This window comes from Proteiniphilum saccharofermentans, from assembly GCF_900095135.1.
Lineage (GTDB): Bacteria > Bacteroidota > Bacteroidia > Bacteroidales > Dysgonomonadaceae > Proteiniphilum > Proteiniphilum saccharofermentans.
This window is the reverse complement of record NZ_LT605205.1, coordinates 3,382,280-3,399,814: the sequence shown is the minus strand read 5'-3', so window position 1 is coordinate 3,399,814 and position 17,535 is coordinate 3,382,280. Positions and strand designations below refer to the sequence as shown.

7 protein-coding genes are annotated in these 17,535 nt (G+C 47.3%); all 7 read left to right on the top strand.

Features of this window, described 5'->3' with window-relative positions:
- Positions 1-5 precede the first annotated feature (5 nt).
- The 7 genes from PSM36_RS13195 to PSM36_RS13165 all read left to right on the top strand — a co-directional run bounded on the left by PSM36_RS13195 (position 6) and on the right by PSM36_RS13165 (position 17,494).
- Positions 6-1,004, top strand: a complete 999-nt coding sequence (locus PSM36_RS13195) for a uroporphyrinogen decarboxylase family protein (protein WP_394333035.1) — start codon at positions 6-8, stop codon at positions 1,002-1,004.
- A 12-nt stretch (positions 1,005-1,016) separates the two neighbouring features.
- Positions 1,017-1,736 carry a vitamin B12 dependent-methionine synthase activation domain-containing protein gene (locus tag PSM36_RS13190; protein ID WP_076931320.1) on the top strand — a complete coding sequence of 240 codons (720 nt, stop codon included), beginning with the start codon at positions 1,017-1,019 and terminating at the stop codon, positions 1,734-1,736.
- A complete protein-coding gene (locus PSM36_RS13185) occupies positions 1,720-5,940 on the top strand; it encodes a beta-d-glucuronidase/beta-L-arabinofuranosidase (RefSeq protein ID WP_083711170.1) in 4,221 nt (1,406 codons plus the stop codon). The genes PSM36_RS13190 and PSM36_RS13185 overlap by 17 nt, the downstream gene beginning before the upstream one ends.
- Positions 5,941-6,016: 76 nt before the next feature.
- Entirely contained in the window at positions 6,017-9,289 is a 3,273-nt protein-coding gene (locus PSM36_RS13180) for a glycoside hydrolase family 2 TIM barrel-domain containing protein (protein WP_076931319.1), read from the top strand.
- Positions 9,290-9,570: 281 nt separating this feature from the next.
- On the top strand, positions 9,571-12,441 hold the full coding sequence (locus PSM36_RS13175; protein ID WP_076931318.1) for a glycoside hydrolase family 2 protein: 2,871 nt from the start codon (positions 9,571-9,573) through the stop codon (positions 12,439-12,441).
- A complete protein-coding gene (locus tag PSM36_RS13170) occupies positions 12,441-15,821 on the top strand; it encodes a glycosyl hydrolase (protein ID WP_076931317.1) in 3,381 nt (1,126 codons plus the stop codon). The genes PSM36_RS13175 and PSM36_RS13170 overlap by 1 nt, the downstream gene beginning before the upstream one ends.
- A gap of 245 nt (positions 15,822-16,066) precedes the next feature.
- Positions 16,067-17,494 (top strand): sialate O-acetylesterase, encoded by a 1,428-nt coding sequence (locus tag PSM36_RS13165; protein ID WP_083711168.1) that lies wholly within the window; start codon positions 16,067-16,069, stop codon positions 17,492-17,494.
- Positions 17,495-17,535: the final 41 nt, after the last annotated feature.

The window sequence follows — 17,535 nt, the reverse complement described above, 5'->3', positions numbered from 1 at the left end:
AAGTAATGAAAGAGTGGATAGACAGCGTGTTAAACCATAAGAGGCGACAGGCCTTTCCATTGATCACCCATCCCGGAATTGAACTGATGGGTGCCACGGTAAAAAGTGCGGTCTCTGATGGAAGGGTGCAGTATGAAGCTATCAGAGCGGCGTCTGAAACATTCCATCTGTCGACCTGTAGCTCCATGATGGATCTGACAGTGGAGGCCGAAGCATTTGGTGCAATGGTGAATATGCCTGAGGATGAAACACCGCGCGTGGTGGGAAGATTATTGAAGGAGATGTCCGACGTGGAGCAACTGCAAGTGCCGGCTTTGGATCAGGGGCGTCTGCCTGCTTATCTGCTGGCAAATCAATTGTGTGTCAGTAATATCAAGGAGAGAACGCTCTTTTCAGGATGTATCGGCCCCTTTTCTTTAGCCGGCAGGTTGTACGACATGTCAGAAATAATGGTTTCAATCTATACCGAGCCGGAGACAATTCTCTTGCTGCTCTCGAAATGTAGTGCCTTTTTGGTGGACTACTGCAAAGCGATGAAAAGTACGGGAACTGCCGGTGTTATTATGGCTGAACCCGCTGCAGGACTATTGTCGGATGAGGATTGCCGTCTCTATTCGTCCGATTTTGTGAAGCAAATTGTACAGGAGGTGCAAGATGATAATTTTACGGTCATCCTCCACAATTGCGGCAATAGCGGCCAATGTACCCAGGCAATGATAGAGAGTGGTGCCAATGCTTTGCATTTCGGCAACGCGATAGATATAACGGAAGCACTGAGTGAGTGCCCTCCCCACTTGATCGTGATGGGAAACCTTGATCCTGTAAGTTTGTTCAAACAGTCCAATCCCGATCAAGTAAAACAGTCGACCTTGGAACTATTAAATCGTACAAAAAATTATCCTAACTTTGTGATATCCAGCGGATGCGATCTCCCTCCACAAACCCCGCTGGAAAATATTCGCGCTTTTTTGGAGGCTGTAGAAGAGTTTAATCGCTCTATCTGAAGGAGGTGACAGATGTCGGATACATTTCAATATTTTCAGTTTGCGTTTCGGGAAGTCGGACCTGCTTCGGGCGAAATCTTCCGTTTTATTCAATCAACCGATATAGAAGATGAACACCCTGCAAAGATTTTCGTCCACCAGATAAGGGAAAAATTGAAATATATAGAAGGAATTTCAGGAGGTTATCTGATAAAAAAAAACAGCCCTGTTTCCGTGAAACAGGGTAGTGTACAGATCGACCAAACTGAATTACAAATAGGCCGCCAGATTTCAGGTTATCTCAAAGAAGCTTCTTCCATGGCTCTTTTTGTCTGTAGTGCAGGGCCGGTTTTCACGGATATGATCAATGAGCAGAGTCAACAGGGGAATATCATGGAGGCATACCTTCTTGATGCAATCGGTTCGTTGACAGTGGAAAAGGCGATGGATCATGTTCAACAGGTGCTTTCCGATGAAATGCGGCAAAGGGGCATGCATATCAGCAACAGATACAGTCCGGGCTACTGTAACTGGGAGCTGCAGGAGCAGAAAAAATTGTTTTCACTTATTGGCAGAAATCCGGTAGGTGTGACTCTCACGGACTCCTCTCTTATGATTCCGGCAAAATCAGTGAGTGGGATTATAGGTATTGGACGCAACCTGAGGAAACGTGCATATGGTTGTAAGATATGTAATAACAGTACCTGCACATATAGAAAAATAATTGATGAGCAAAATGAAGAATATAAATAAAAAAAGATTGTATCCAAGTATAATTCTCTTTTTACTGACCTCTCTCAATTGTATACATCTCCTTTCCCAAACGGTTGTTCCGCAATCAAAGATGGAGAAAGTATATGAGGAGGTAAAAACACCCTATAAATACGGACTGGTGATCGCTCCCGGAACAAATAACGAGAAAATGGATTGCCCCACCGTCTTCCGCAAGGGTGATAAATGGTATATGACCTATCTTCGCTATGATGGTCAATCCGGCAAAGATGGACGGGGATATGAGACATGGCTGGCTGAAAGTGACGATTTGTTACAGTGGAAAACATTGGGACGGATACTCTCTTTTCGTGATGGAAAGTGGGATGAGAATCAGCGTGGCGGCTATCCTGCATTGGAAGATCATACCTGGGGCGGCAGCTACGAATTGAATACCTTCGATAATAAGTATTGGATGACTTATATCGGGGGAGCCGAAAGGGGGTACGAGACAGGCCCGTTGAAGATAGGGGTTGCCTACACGGACAAGGATCCTTCCGTAGCCCATGAATGGCAGGGTTTCGATCGACCCGGGATGTCGCCGAACGACAAAGAGGCGCAATGGTTCGAAAATATCATCCAATATAAAAGCAGCGTGTTTTGGGATAAAACCGGGAAATTCGGTAAGCCGTTTGTTATGTTCTATAACGCCGGCGGGATCAATCCGGAAAACAATGTGAAGGCCGAGAGAATAGGTATTGCCTATTCCGATGATATGGTCAACTGGGAACGCTATGAGAATAATCCCGTCTTTTCTCATGAAGAGGGGATCACCGGTGACGCACACATTCAAAAGATGGGCGACCTGTACGTGATGTTTTATTTTGGAGCATTTCGTGCGGACCGGAAATACAAAGCATTCAATACTTTTTCCTGTTCCTATGATCTGGTAAACTGGACCGATTGGAATGGTGATGATCTGATTGTACCCTCGAAAGACTATGACAACCTGTTCGCTCATAAATCTTACCTGATCAAGCATGACGGCGTTGTGTATCATTTTTATTGTGCCGTCAATGAGCATGACCAGCGGGGGATCGCGGTTGCGGTCTCCAGGCCGGTGGGGCGGTCAAAGTTGAGATTCCCCGAACCGGAGCAGAAAGGGAAAAGAGGGATTATAGCACTTGATAAGGATTGGTATACCATTGCTGCGGAAGAAAACAGTGGTCAGTACGATGCTTTTACCGTGGATAGTAACTGGATAAAAGTGGATATCCCTCACAATTGGGATGATTATCATGGTTATCGCCAATATCTTCATGGAAACAGGCATGGAAATGCATGGTATATGAAAGAGTTCTTTTTGCCGGAATATGATACCGATAAACGGTTTTTTATCCGTTTTGAAGGGGTTGGCACCTATGCTACGGTCTCTTTAAACGGAAAAGATCTTGGCCGCCATCCGGGGGGAAGAACTACTTTTACGCTGGATGTGACGGATGCTGTCAATAAAGGGGAGAATAATATCCTTACGGTGAAAGCCGAACATCCGTCGTTTATCACCAATATGCCCTGGGTATGCGGAGGATGTTCTTCCGAATGGGGTTTCTCCGAAGGATCGCAACCGATGGGGATATTTCGTCCTGTGGTGTTGGAGGTAGTCGATAAAGTCAGAATAGAGCCGTTTGGTGTACATATCTGGAATAACGATACCCGGTTGTTACATATCGAGACAGAGATAAAAAATTATAGTGATAACGAAGAAACATTCGAACTGGTCACCAGATTGAACGACGATAACGGCATTGCTGTATTCCGCTTATCCGACACGATTATGCTGCAACCGGGTGAAACCAGGGTTATCAAACAGGTCAGTCCTGAAATAAAAGATGCCCGCCTGTGGTCTGTGGAAGATCCATACCTTTATCGGCTTGCATCGGTATTGAAGAGAAACGGGGCCACCACAGATGAAGTGACCACCCCTTACGGAATACGAACAGTCAGTTGGCCGGTTATACGAAATGACGGTGATCCCACTTTTCATCTGAACGGTCAATCCTTCTTCCTGAACGGTACGGCTGAATACGAACACCGGTTCGGACAGTCGCATGCTTTTTCGAAAGAAGAGATACAGGCAAGGGTCAGACAGATACAGGATGCCGGGTTCAATGCGTTCAGGGATGCCCATCAGCCTCATAACCTGTTGTATAAGGAGGCCTGGGATAAGAACGGTATTCTTTTCTGGCCGCAGTTTTCTGCCCACATCTGGTATGATACGCCGGAATTCCGGGAAAACTTCAAACAACTGCTTCGTCAATGGGTAAAAGAGCGGCGAAATTCACCGTCGGTGATCATGTGGGGATTACAAAATGAGAGCGTGCTTCCTAAAGAATTTGCCGAGGAATGCGTCGCCATTATCCGGGATATGGATCCTACGGCAACCGTCCAGCGGGTCATTACAACCTGTAACGGTGGTCAGGGGACCGACTGGAACGTTGTACAGAACTGGTCGGGTACCTATGGAGGCGATCCGGATAATTATGCCAATGAGTTGAAAATACAGTTGTTGAACGGGGAATATGGCGCCTGGCGCTCTCTCGATTTTCATGCCGAAGGTGATTTCGAACAGGATGGCCCCTGGAGTGAAGACAGAATGTCCCTGTTGATGGAGCAGAAGGTGCGGTTGGCAGAAACCGTGAGAGACAGCGTCATCGGACAATTTCAATGGATATTCAATTCGCATGACAATCCCGGAAGAAGACATCCCGATGAGGGATACCGTGTCATCGACAAGATAGGGCCGGTAAACTATAAGGGTTTGCTCACATCATGGGGAGAGCCGTTGGATGTATATTATATGTACCGCTCGAACTATGCCCCGCCAAAAGCAGATCCTATGGTTTATATCGTATCCCATACCTGGGCCGATAGATGGAGTTCGCCCGGAAAAAAGGATGGTATACGTGTCTTTTCAAACTGCGATGAAGTGGAACTTTTTAATGATATCCACTCGGAATCACTGGGGCGGCAAAAAAGAGGCGCCAAAGGTACACACTTCGTTTGGAATAATGCGGATATCAAGTACAATGTGCTTTATGCCGTTGGCTACGTGGATGGCAAGCCGGTAGCAAAAGACTGTCTCGTATTGGATAATCTGGAACAATCCCCTAATTTTGAGAAGCTTTATCAGGATGCCCGGCCGATATTAAAGGCGGAAGAGGGTTATCATTATATTTATCGTGTCAATTGCGGTGGAGATGCCTATGTGGATGAATTCGGACAGGAGTGGAGTGCCGATATTGCAAGGAAGGATAATGGAAGCTGGGGTTCGGTCTCCTGGGCGGATGATTTTGAAGATGTGAATCCTTACCAGGGAAGCCAACGTTATACCACAGATCCGATAAAAGGTATCAGGGATTGGAAACTGTTCGGACAGTTTCGGTATGGCCGTCACAAACTGGCATACCATTTTCCTCTTCCCGACGGAAAATACAGGGTGGAGCTCTATTTTGCAGAACCCTGGTATGGCACTGGTGGAAACAATGATTGTGAAGGATACCGGATATTTGATGTTGCACTCAACGACTCCGTCTATATAGACGATTTGGATATATGGGCAGAAGCAGGACATGACACGGCATATAAACAGGTGATCGATGCTGAAATAGTGGGAGGTGAACTGAAAATCTCCTTTCCGGAAGTAAAAGCAGGGCAGGCGGTAATCTCAGCAATAGCCATTGCTTCCGAATATCCCGGTATTGAGCCTGCAAAAGTATCCCCCGCTGCAGGATGGTCATGGAATAATATCGACAGAATTGCCAAAACCCCTGTAGAAACATTGCCGGAAGGAGATGACGGCAGAACAGCGACCCTGTATCCGGCAGAAGAAGCGGATATCGACGGAACCACAGAAAAGAGTGAGGTGAGAAACAGGACGTCAATCGGTTTTACAGGTGACAGGCAAGGCGCTATTACATGGGATGTTTTTACCGGTGTAGCCAATATCTACGCCTTCAGATTTTCCTATATGAATACAAGTGGCGCGCCCAAAGAGGTGCGATTCAGACTGATCGTTGAAGATGGAACGGTATTGAAAGATGATTTGATCACTTTCCCGATGGAAAATGAGAAATGGCGTACATTGAATACAAGTACCGGTGGTTATATCAATGCCGGGCGTTATAAAGTAGAATTGTCGTCGGAAAATATGAACGGTTTGAGATTGAATTCTCTGACTGTACAATAAAGTGTTAAAGTATTGGTATTTATGCAACTAAATTTTCGACTGACGATATTTTGTGACCCATCTAAATTAAAAATAAATGCAACGAGTATCCATATTGCTGTTTTTTCTTCTTTTGTCAGTTGTTTTATTCCCGTGCTTTGCGCAAAACGACTGGGAGAATCATCACCTACTGCATATAAACAGGGAGCCGGCCAGGGCCTCTTTCATCCCCTATGCCGAAGAAAAGAACGACAGGATGTTCTCTTTGGACGGTGAATGGAAATTCAACTGGGTTCCCACACCTGAAAAACGACCGGTGGATTTTTATCGGAATGATTTTGATGATTCCGGTTGGATTGAATTTCCAGTGCCCGCCAATTGGGAAGTAAACGGTTTTGGAACACCTATTTACGTAAGTGCAGGCTATCCATTCAAGATTGATCCACCTTATGTGACCAAAGAGCCGAGAGAGACTTACACATCCTATGCAGAAAGGAATCCAGTGGGTTCCTATCGCCGCTCATTCACTCTTCCCGCCGGGTGGGAAAAGCAACAGGTTTTCCTTCATTTTGAAGGAGTGCAGAGCGCATTCTACGTATGGATCAACGGAGAAAGGGTAGGATATAGCCAGGGAAGTATGGAGCCTTCCGAGTTCAGGATCACGCCTTACCTGAAAAGCGGAGAAAACAGGATCGCCGTGGAAGTATATAAATATTCCGATGGGAGTTATCTCGAAGACCAGGACATGTGGCGTTTCGGCGGTATCCATCGTTCCGTTTACCTCTATGCCACTGAAAATATCCGTATCCGGGATTTTGGAGTAAGGACCATCCTGGATGAAAACTATGAGGACGCGACGCTGCAAATCAGCCCTGCACTGGCGCTGTATGACGACCAACAGGAAGACGGATATACCGTACAGGCACAATTGTACGATGCTGATGGTAAGGCGGTGTTCGACACCAATCTATCGCAGGATGTGACGCCCATATTGAACCTGAATTACCGGGCAGCCGTGATGAACGACCGTTTTCCGCAACGCGGCATCCGGAAGTTTGCCTGGTTGGAATCGAAGGTTAAGAATCCCGGGAAATGGACAGCCGAAACGCCTGTTCTTTATACGCTTCTGCTAACATTGAACGACTCAACCGGCAGAGCCGTAGAGCAGATCACTACAATGGTCGGATTCAGAAGTGTCGAAATCGAGAACGGACAGTTTCTTGTGAACGGAAAACCGGTACGGTTCAGAGGGGTGAACCGGCATGAACAGGATCCCTACACGGCAAAAGTGATGACCGAAGAACGCATGATACAGGATATAAAGCTGATGAAGCAAGCCAATATCAATGCCGTACGTACGGCCCACTATCCCAGTGTACCACGCTGGTACGAATTGTGTGACGAGTATGGACTGTATGTAATGGATGAAGCCAATATCGAGACACACGGTATGCGGGGTATCCTGGCCAGTGATCCGGAGTGGGCACACGCCTTTATGGACAGAGCTGTGCGGATGGCCGTTCGCGACCGGAATCACCCATCTATCGTGGTATGGTCGATGGGAAATGAGTCGGGATACGGATTCAATTTCGCCGCTATTTCGGCCTGGCTGAAAGATTTCGACCCAACCCGTCCCATTCATTATGAGGGAGCACAGGGGGAAGAGAATGACCCCGGCACGGTGGATATGATCAGTCGCTTTTACACACGTTTGCAGGAAGAATATCTCAATCCCAATATACCGGAAGGCGAGAGCCAGGAAAGGGCAGAGAATGCCCGTTGGGAACGGCTGCTGAGTATCGCGGAGCGAACCAACGACAACCGGCCTGTCCTGACCAGCGAATATGCCCATGCGATGGGGAATGCGATGGGGAATTTCAAAGAGTACTGGGATGAAATCTATAGTAATCCGCGAATGCTTGGCGGTTTTATCTGGGAATGGGTAGATCATGGAATTATTACGAAAACCGCCGAGGGACAAGAGATCGTGAATTACGGAGGTGATTTCGGAGATCAACCCAACCTGAAAAATTTCTGTCTGGATGGAGTCCTTTTTTCGAACAGGGAAATCACGCCCAAATATCTGGAGGTGAAAAAGGTGTATCAGCCTGTGCTCATCGAGTTGATTGACAGGGATCCGTTGCGGATAAAGATCACCAACCGGCACCATCATGTCGATCTCTCCGGTTATGATATACAATGGAGCATATCGGTAGACGGGAAAAAAGAAGAATCTCATGAGATCTCTCCCGTACCGGTATTACCCGGTGAATCGATTGTTGTCGATCTTCGTCCGGAAAGAACAATTCCTGAGAGAGGGGATGTACAGCTTATGGTAAACTTTCTGCTCAGAGAAGGCGATCGTTTGACCGAGGCAGGGTTTGAAGTAGCATGGGAGCAGTTTACACTCAGGGATGGATTGACCGGTCGCCAGAATAACCGTAGGACAGAGACAAGTAGAAACATCATAACCTCTGTGGATGGTGATTTGCTTTCCATTTATAATGACTATTTCCAGATTAAATGGGATTTGAAAAAGGGTGATCCCGTTTCATTGCACTATGACGGAAAAGAGATTTTCGCGGACAACAGCGAGTTGCCGTCTCAATTTTCTACCCAGGCCTACCGGGCGCCGGTGGATAACGACAGAGGATTTGGGAACTGGCTGGCGTCGGACTGGGAAAAAAACAGGATGGATAGTCCGGTAACCAAAACGGAGTCGGTACAATGGGAAAGAACGCAGGATAACCGGATCCGTATCGTTACGGTTAAACGTGATTCATACCTGAACGGAAGTATTATTACCCATGCGACCTATACCATCTCCGGCAATGGTACAATAGATGTACAATTCCAATTTACCCCGACGGGTGAATTGCCGGAATTGCCCCGCCTGGGAGTGCTCTTGTCGCTGCAAGCCAACCTGGAGTATTACGCATGGTATGGCCGCGGACCGCATGAAAATTATCCCGACAGAAAATACTCTTCACCTGTAGGTTTGTGGAAATCAACGGTTACGGAACAGTTTGTGAATTATCCTGTCCCGCAGGAAAATGGGAACAAGGAAGATATTCAACTGCTTACGCTCACGGATGCCGATGGGAAAGGAATACGCATCAGTGCCAGGGATACTCCCTTTTCTGCGTCGGCACTGCACTATCTGGCAACAGATCTTGCCGCAGTAAGACATAATTACGAATTGGAACCCAGACCTGAAACGATCCTGTCAATCGATGCCCGGCAGTTAGGATTGGGAAACAGCAGTTGCGGTCCCGGGGTTTTAAAGCGTTATGCGATTGAGAAAAAGGAACATCGGTTGCACTTTACGATTTCACCGGCACAGGCGCCCTTATCGCCCGGAGAGTTGTAGATGGGTACAAATGACGGTTATAAACGTCTCTCAAAAAACAGATATTATATACTTACTTAAGTTTCGTATGCAAATTTAATAGTGTATGCAACTAAAAAGGAGACCTTTAGATATTTTATGGGGACCCATAGTGCTTGATGAGTGTCAAAAGAGTAGTTGTCTGAGCGAAGCGAGTTCTACTCTTTTAGCGAGCACTATTATGGGTCATAAAATATTGTCAGTCGGAGATTTTAGTTGCAATTACACGAATTACGAAACTTAAAATACTTACGATTACTTCTATGCGGACTAAATTTCTTTTATGCTACGTAGTATGCATCCTCTTGGCTGCGAACTTTTCTTTTTTGTACGCACAAAAAAGCGCCCCGAAAACGGTGATTGAGTATCTCTCCGGAAAAGGCGCCGATGATGCGGTAGACTGGGATTTTTATGTTACCGGGGGTATGAATTCGGGAGAATGGACTACCATCAAGGTTCCATCATGCTGGGAAACACAGGGTTTCGGACAGTTTCAGTACGGGATCTCTTTTTATGGAAAACCGTTTCCCGAAGGAATTGCCAAAGAAGAAGGGAGGTACAAATACGAATTTGAAGCTCCGGAAGAATGGAGAAACCGCCATATCCGGCTTGTGTTTGAAGCGTCGATGACCGACACCGAAGTTCGGTTAAACGGATTGAAAGCCGGCCCAACCCATCAGGGTGGGTTTTACCGTTTTTCCTACGATGTGACCGATAAGTTGAGATACGGTGGAAAGAATCTGTTGGAAGTAACCGTAAAAAAGGAATCGGAGAACGCAAGTGTGAATCTGGCGGAACGGAGAGCCGATTACTGGAATTTCGGCGGGATCATCCGTCCTGTATTTTTAGAGATCAAACCGGTCCGGCATATTCACAGAACCGCCATCAAGGCAGAAGCCGACGGATCATTTACAGCAGAATGTTATCTGGGAAATGCGGTGTCGGACGCGTTGAGTATCAAAGCAGAGATTTTCGATGCGGCAGGCCGTAAGGTTCGTGAGACCGTCTCGCCAATAAAAAAAGGAAGCGACTGGACGACCGTTTCCATGCATGTACCGACTCCTGCATTGTGGACTGCCGAGACCCCGAACCTTTACACAGTGCAATTTTCATTGACAGGAGATGCGGGTGAGATCCTTCATCAGACTGAAGAGCGATTCGGTTTCAGAACCATAGAGGTCAGAGAAAGTGACGGGCTCTATATCAATGGTGTAAAGGTGAATATCCGGGGAATCAACAGGCACAGTTTCCGTCCTGAAACCGGCCGCACACTGGACCGTGAAAAAAATTACGAAGATGTACGTCTGATCAGGGAGATGAATATGAATGCTGTCCGGCTTTCCCATTATCCTGCCGATCCGGAGTTCCTTGAAGCCTGTGATGAGTTGGGGCTGTATGTGATGAACGAATTGGCCGGCTGGCATGGTAAATACGATACGCCTATCGGGAAAAAGCTGGTAGAGTCACTGGTTACCCGCGACGTGAATCATCCCTCTGTCATCTGGTGGAGCAACGGCAATGAAAAAGGATGGAATACCGAACTGGATGGTGAGTATCACAGATGGGACCCGCAACAACGTCCTGTACTGCATCCGCAAGGTAATTTCGGAGGCTTTGAAACAATGCACTATCGTTCGTATGGCGAAACGCAGGAATATCTGCGTTTGCCGGAGATATTCATGCCCACCGAGATTTTGCATGGATTGTACGATGGCGGTCATGGTGCAGGATTATACGACTATTGGGAGATGATGCGCAATCATCCCCGTTGTGCCGGAGCGTTTTTATGGGTTTTTGCCGATGAAGGCGTAAAGAGGGTAGATGAAGACGGGCGGATCGATAACCAGGGTAATTATGCGGCCGATGGTATTGTGGGACCCCATCACGAAAAGGAAGGCAGCTTTTATACCGTGAAAGAGATCTGGTCGCCCGTACAGATCATGAATGAACGTATCGGAAAAGATTTCGATGGCAACTTTGTTGTAGAGAACCGGTATGATTTTACCAGCCTGAATGCGTGTACCTTTAAATGGGAACAGGTTTCGTTCCCTTCCGTATTCAATGCCGGGGACGATGTTTCCGTCATACGAAGCGGTAGTCTCAGGGGAAGTGATATCGCCCCGCATGAGAGTGGAGTAATGTCGATCAATATGCCGCCCTTCAGTGATAAGGTGAATGGTTTGTTTGTAACGGTCATCGATAAATTCGGAGAGGAGCTTTGGCGGTGGAGCTGGAGAATCGAAGGAACTGAAAAGAGCAGTGCGGAGGTAAGCAAAAGCGGTACCAGGGCATCCTATGATGAAACAGCGAATCATATCATCCTCTCGGCATCCGGCAGGAAATATACTTTTAATAAGGGAAACGGTTATTTAGAGCAGGTTGAAGCGGATGGGCGCAGCATATCTTTTGGCAATGGCCCGAGATTTTTCGGTGTCCGGAGAGGAGACCGGTCGTTCGATCAATTCTACAATCACGATGATCCGGATGCCAGAAGCGCAGAGAGGATATACAAGGAATTTGAGGATGCCGCCCGTCTCGATACCGTTTTTGTAAGTGAAGAGGGTGACAGGCGCACATTGCACGTTCTCTATAAACTGGGGAATATGAAAGAAGCGGCATGGACAGTGATGCCCGATGGTACAGTCGAATTGAATTATACCTATAATTTCAATGGGGTGGTAGATATGATGGGTGTTCGTTTTGATTATCCTGAGGAAAAAGTTGTCGGTAAGCGATGGCTCGGAGACGGCCCTTACCGGGTTTGGCAAAACAGGCTTCACGGTACAACTTACAATGTCTGGGAAAATAAATATAACGACCCGGTGCCCGGTGAATCATTTACCTATCCCGAATTCAAGGGTTATTTTGCCAATTGCAGTTGGATGAATATTGAGACGCAGGAAGGGGTCATCTCGATCTCCAATGAGACGCCGGATGCATATATTGGTGTTTATCAGCCCCGTGACGGCAGGGATGCCCTGTTATATACTTTCCCCGACAGCGGAATATCGATACTGGATGTAATTCCCCCTGTACGTAACAAAGTAAATACGACCGATCTTATCGGGCCATCGTCACAACCAAAGTGGGCGAACGGGGACAAAAGCGGAAGAATTATTTTAAGATTTCATTGATGATTGTGAGCAAGAAGAAAAGTCAATTATGCCTGTTGATGACAACATTCCTGTTGCTGCCGATGATGATCGGTTGTGGTAATGCTGTGCAAAAGACCAATCTGGAAGAGCAGTTTCGTAATCCCCTGTCGGAAGAAGCCGCTCCCTGGACATTCTGGTATTGGATGTATGGTGCAGTCTCAAAAGAGGGAATCACGGCAGACCTGGAAGCCATGCAGGAGATCGGTTTGGGTGGCGCTTATCTGATGCCTATCAGGAGCGCGGCCGAGAATAAAACGTTTGACTATTCGCCCGCTTATGACCAGCTTACCCCCGAATGGTGGGAGTTGGTCCGTTTTTCCATGGAGGAGGCAGACCGGCTGGGGTTGAAACTGGGAATGCATATCTGTGACGGATTTGCGCTGGCGGGAGGACCGTGGATCACGCCTGAAAAGTCGATGCAGAAAGTGGTCTGGAGTGACACGGTGATCGACGGTGGGGCAGTGGACCAACTGCCCATCCCGCAGCCTGAGAGTTATGAAGGTTTTTACAGGGATATTGCTCTTTATGCAATTCCTGTTACGCGCGATATTTCCCTGGATGATAAAAAACCTGTGGTGACTTCCGACACAAAGGATAGAAATCCCGCTTATCTGGCCGACAGGGAGGCTTCCGGAACGTTCAGAAGTGCTGATCCCTGCTGGATTCAATACACCTTTGATACCCCTTTCCTCTGTAGATCGGTTCAGGTTGTTCCGGGAGGGAACAATTTTCAGGCGCAGCGTCTGGCCGTGTATGCCAGCGATGACGGTATCCGTTTCAACAAGATCAAACAATTGACTCCCCCTCGTCAGGGATGGCAAAACACCGACGAGAACTTTACCTATTCTATTCCAGCCACAGAGGCCCGTTTCTTTCGGTTTTACTGGGATCCTGCCGGCACCGAACCGGGTGCGGAGGATCTGGATGCCGCTAAGTGGAGGCCTAACCTGAGGGTCAACCATATCTTTTTGTCCGGTGAGGCGGCCATTGATCACCATGAAGGGAAAAGCGGACTGGTATGGCGGGTAGCCCAAAGGACACCATCCGACGAGATACCGGACGAAGCGTGTGTGAACCCCGAAGATGTGATGGAGATACCCCTCTCTTCACTGGAAAATAATGATTTAAGTACGACCCTTCCTTCCGGAAAATGGAGAATAATCCGGATGGGCCACACTTCGACAGGGCATACCAATGCTACCGGTGGTGCAGGAAGAGGATTGGAATGTGATAAATTCAGCAGGGAGGTAGTAAGGATCCAATTGGAGAACTGGTTTGGTGCCGCTTTCCACAAGACAGATCCGGTGCTTGCCCGGAAGGTGCTCAAATATATGCATGTAGACAGTTGGGAGTGCGGCAGTCAGAACTGGTCGGAAAACTTCCTGAGCGAATTCAAAGAGCGCAGAGGATATGACCTTTCACCCCATCTGTTGGTCTATACCGGAATACCGGTAGGAAGTGTGGAAGCTACGGAGAGTATCCTGCACGATATTCGTCAGACCATTGCCGAGTTGGTGGTAGAGGTGTTTTATGATACGTTGGCCGGCTTTGCGAAAGAATACGATTGTGAATTATCGGCAGAGTGTGTTTCGCCCACCATGGTAAGTGACGGGATGATGCACTACCGGATGGTAGACAGGCCCATGGGTGAATTCTGGTTGGATAGCCCTACCCACGATAAGTTCAACGATATGCTGGATGCCATCTCCGGGGGACGTATTTACGGAAAGAATATCATCCAGGGTGAAGGATTCACCCAACTCCGTACCATGTGGAATGAAAACCCGAGGATGGTTAAACCGTTGTTGGACAGGAATTATGCACTGGGGTTGAATAAGGTCTTTCACCATGTCTATGTGCACAATCCTTTTATGGATCAGTATCCCGGAGTAACGCTCGACGGGATCGGGCTTTATTTTCAACGTGACCAGACCTGGTGGAAGCAGGGCAAAGCATGGATCGATTATATAAAACGTTGCCAGACATTGTTACAGTCCGGCCATCCCGTCGTGGATATTGCGGTCTTTACAGGAGAGGAAACACCCCGAAGGGCGTTCCTTCCGGAAAGACTGGTAAGTTCGCTGCCCGGGATCTTTGGCGAAGAGAAAGTGAAAGCGGAACAGAAGAGAATCGCGAATGTAGGACAACCCCTCAGGGTAAAACCGGTAGGTGTTACGCATTCCGCAGGAGTGACGGATGCAGGAGACTGGATCGATGCGTTGAGAGGATATGCATACGACTCTTTCAACCGGGATGCGCTGCTGAATGATGCGAAGGTGAAAAATGGAAAGCTTGTCTTTCCGGGAGGTATGGAATACAGTATATTGGTTATTCCGAAACCCTATAGTCTGTCGCCTCATGGTGAGTATATGAGTGAAGAGGTCGCATCAAAAATCAGGGAGATACAGGAGCAAGGCGTTATTGTCTTGCTGGGAGAAAAACCGTCCCGAACACCTTCTTTTCATAATAAAGAGCATGCAACCGAAAACCTGAAAGAGCTTACGGACAGGATCTGGTCGGTTTCCGATGCATATCTGTTGCCCTATCATGAACCGGATTTCCGTCAGTTTGGGTTGGAGAAGGATGTAGACCTGTATGGAGCGAAAGAGATTGCCTGGACACATCGGGCAAGTGAGGGAATGGATATTTATTTTATATCGAATCAGAAAGAGGAGAACCGGAATCTGAATATCTCTTTACGATGCGCAGGGAAACAACCCGAGTTATGGGATCCTGTGACCGGTGGAATAAAAAATATAGAGAAATGGAGCATTGAAAACGGAAGAACCCATATAAGTCTGGAACTCTTCCCGCATCAATCGGTTTTTATTGTCTTTCGGAATCCGACCTCGCATACACAGATAGACGCTGTTACAGCATCCCGGACAATACCATTAGAGACAGCAGAGTGGAACATTGTTTTCGAACGGGATCCCTCGTTGCATTATACCGTAAAAGAGTTATTCGATTGGAGTAAGGAGGAGGATAAGAGCGTGAAGTACTATGCGGGGACGGCCATTTATACAACCAATTTCCAGTTAGACACAGGTTTGGATAAAGAGGATATCCGGTTGGATTTAGGAAAAGTGCACGATATGGCGGAAGTGTATGTAAACGATGTATATTGCGGATCCGTCTGGACATATCCGGATAGAGTAAATGTGACAGAAGTTGTAAGAGAGGGTGATAATGCCCTGGAAGTAAGAGTTGTAAACGGATGGGCCAACAGGATAAAAGGGGTGCATGACAAGCAGATCACAGATGGACATATCTGGACAAATGCCCGTTACTGGATTGAAAACCAACCTCTGCAAACATCCGGCTTGCTGGGCCCGTTGACGCTCGTGGTTTCAGAATAGAATAGGAAACTCAAGTTTCGCAAGTCGTATGATTGCAACTAAAACATTCGTCTGGCGATATTTTGTGACCCATTATAACTCTCATTCGCTAAAAGAGTAAAAACTCGCTTCGCTCAAACAATTACTCTTTTTACGCTCTTCACGAGTTATGGGTCCCCACAAAATATCTAAAGGTCTCCGTTTTAGTTGCATATATACTCTCCAAAGATACATACGAAAGCTGAGTAACAAATAAAATGAATGGGATGGATAAAATTCTAAAAGCAATATTCTTTTGTTTGCTGTTTCTTGCAGGATCAACAGTAAAGGCCGATATTATTTTTCCGGCCTTTATTTCCGACGGCATGGTACTGCAGCAGCAGACCAATGCCCCTTTATGGGGAAAGACGTCCGCCGGCAACCGGGTCACTGTAGTCACTTCCTGGAACAATAAAGAATATGTGACCGAATCTGATAACAGAGGGTACTGGAAGCTGAGGGTTGAAACACCTGGGGCGGGCGGACCCTATTCCATCACTTTTAAAGAAGAAAACAATTCCATTACCCTGCAGGATATCCTGATCGGTGAAGTGTGGCTCTGTTCCGGCCAGTCGAATATGGAGATGCCGATGAAAGGGTTTAAGAACCAGCCGGTAGAGAATGCCAATATGGATATCCTGAAATCGGCCAATCCCCGGATCAGGCTGTTTACGGTAAAAAGAAATTCAACCCTTGCTATCCAGGAAGATGTGACAGGCGAATGGGCACCGGCAACCCCTGCTTCTGTAAAAGAATTCAGCGCTACCGGCTACTATTTCGGACGGTTGCTGCAGGAGATACTCGATGTTCCCGTAGGACTGGTTTGTGCGAGTTGGGGCGGATCATGGATTGAGGGCTGGATGGGAACAGATATGTTACAGTCATTCCCGGAAGTCCGTCTGCCGGAAAAGGAGAGCGATATCAGGGAGAAAAACAGGACGCCCACGACGCTTTACAATGCGATGATCTCTCCGCTGGTTGGTTTTTCAATCCGGGGAGTGATCTGGTATCAGGGAGAATCCAATTATGACCGTTATCACAACTATACCGACCTGTTTAAAACCATGGTGGACGGGTGGAGATCAAAATGGGATCAAGGCCCTTTTCCGTTTTATTATTGCCAGATAGCCCCGTACGACTATGCATTGGTCACACCGGAAGGGGAAGAGGTGATTAATTCGGCTTATTTGAGGGAAGCGCAGTTGAATGCGGAGAGAGCGATTGAAAATTCGGGAATGGTGGTTTTGCTGGATGCCGGATCGGAAAAGGGGATCCATCCCGCAAAAAAGCAGGTTCCCGGAGAGCGGCTGGCATTACAGGCTCTGGCAAAAACCTATAAGATCGAAGGAATTACGGCAGACTCGCCCGTTTACAAAGAAATGGAGATCCGGGGAGATACGGTCATCCTGAGTTTCGACAGGACCGATATGTGGATCACCGCATTGAACGGTGAATTGAATCATTTTACAATAGCGGGAAGCGACAGGCAATTCCACAAAGCCGAAGCATGGATAAGCCGAAGTAAAGTGTATGTGAAAGCGGATATGGTGAAGGAGCCTGTGGCCGTACGCTATGCGTTTGAGAATTATGTGGAAGGGGATCTCTTCGGGACCGAGGGATTACCCGTATCTTCTTTCAGAACAGATAACTGGTGATGATGAACCGACAATTAATTATAGGATTTTTAGTTGTTTGC

Bases quoted from the DNA above. Each gene is read 5' to 3' on its own strand.
- PSM36_RS13195 (WP_394333035.1), top strand. From the start codon at position 6: ATGAAAGAGTGGATAGACAGCGTGTTAAACCATAAGAGGCGACAGGCC.
- PSM36_RS13190 (WP_076931320.1), top strand. From the start codon at position 1,017: ATGTCGGATACATTTCAATATTTTCAGTTTGCGTTTCGGGAAGTCGGA.
- PSM36_RS13185 (WP_083711170.1), top strand. From the start codon at position 1,720: ATGAAGAATATAAATAAAAAAAGATTGTATCCAAGTATAATTCTCTTT.
- PSM36_RS13180 (WP_076931319.1), top strand. From the start codon at position 6,017: ATGCAACGAGTATCCATATTGCTGTTTTTTCTTCTTTTGTCAGTTGTT.
- PSM36_RS13175 (WP_076931318.1), top strand. From the start codon at position 9,571: ATGCGGACTAAATTTCTTTTATGCTACGTAGTATGCATCCTCTTGGCT.
- PSM36_RS13170 (WP_076931317.1), top strand. From the start codon at position 12,441: ATGATTGTGAGCAAGAAGAAAAGTCAATTATGCCTGTTGATGACAACA.
- PSM36_RS13165 (WP_083711168.1), top strand. From the start codon at position 16,067: ATGGATAAAATTCTAAAAGCAATATTCTTTTGTTTGCTGTTTCTTGCA.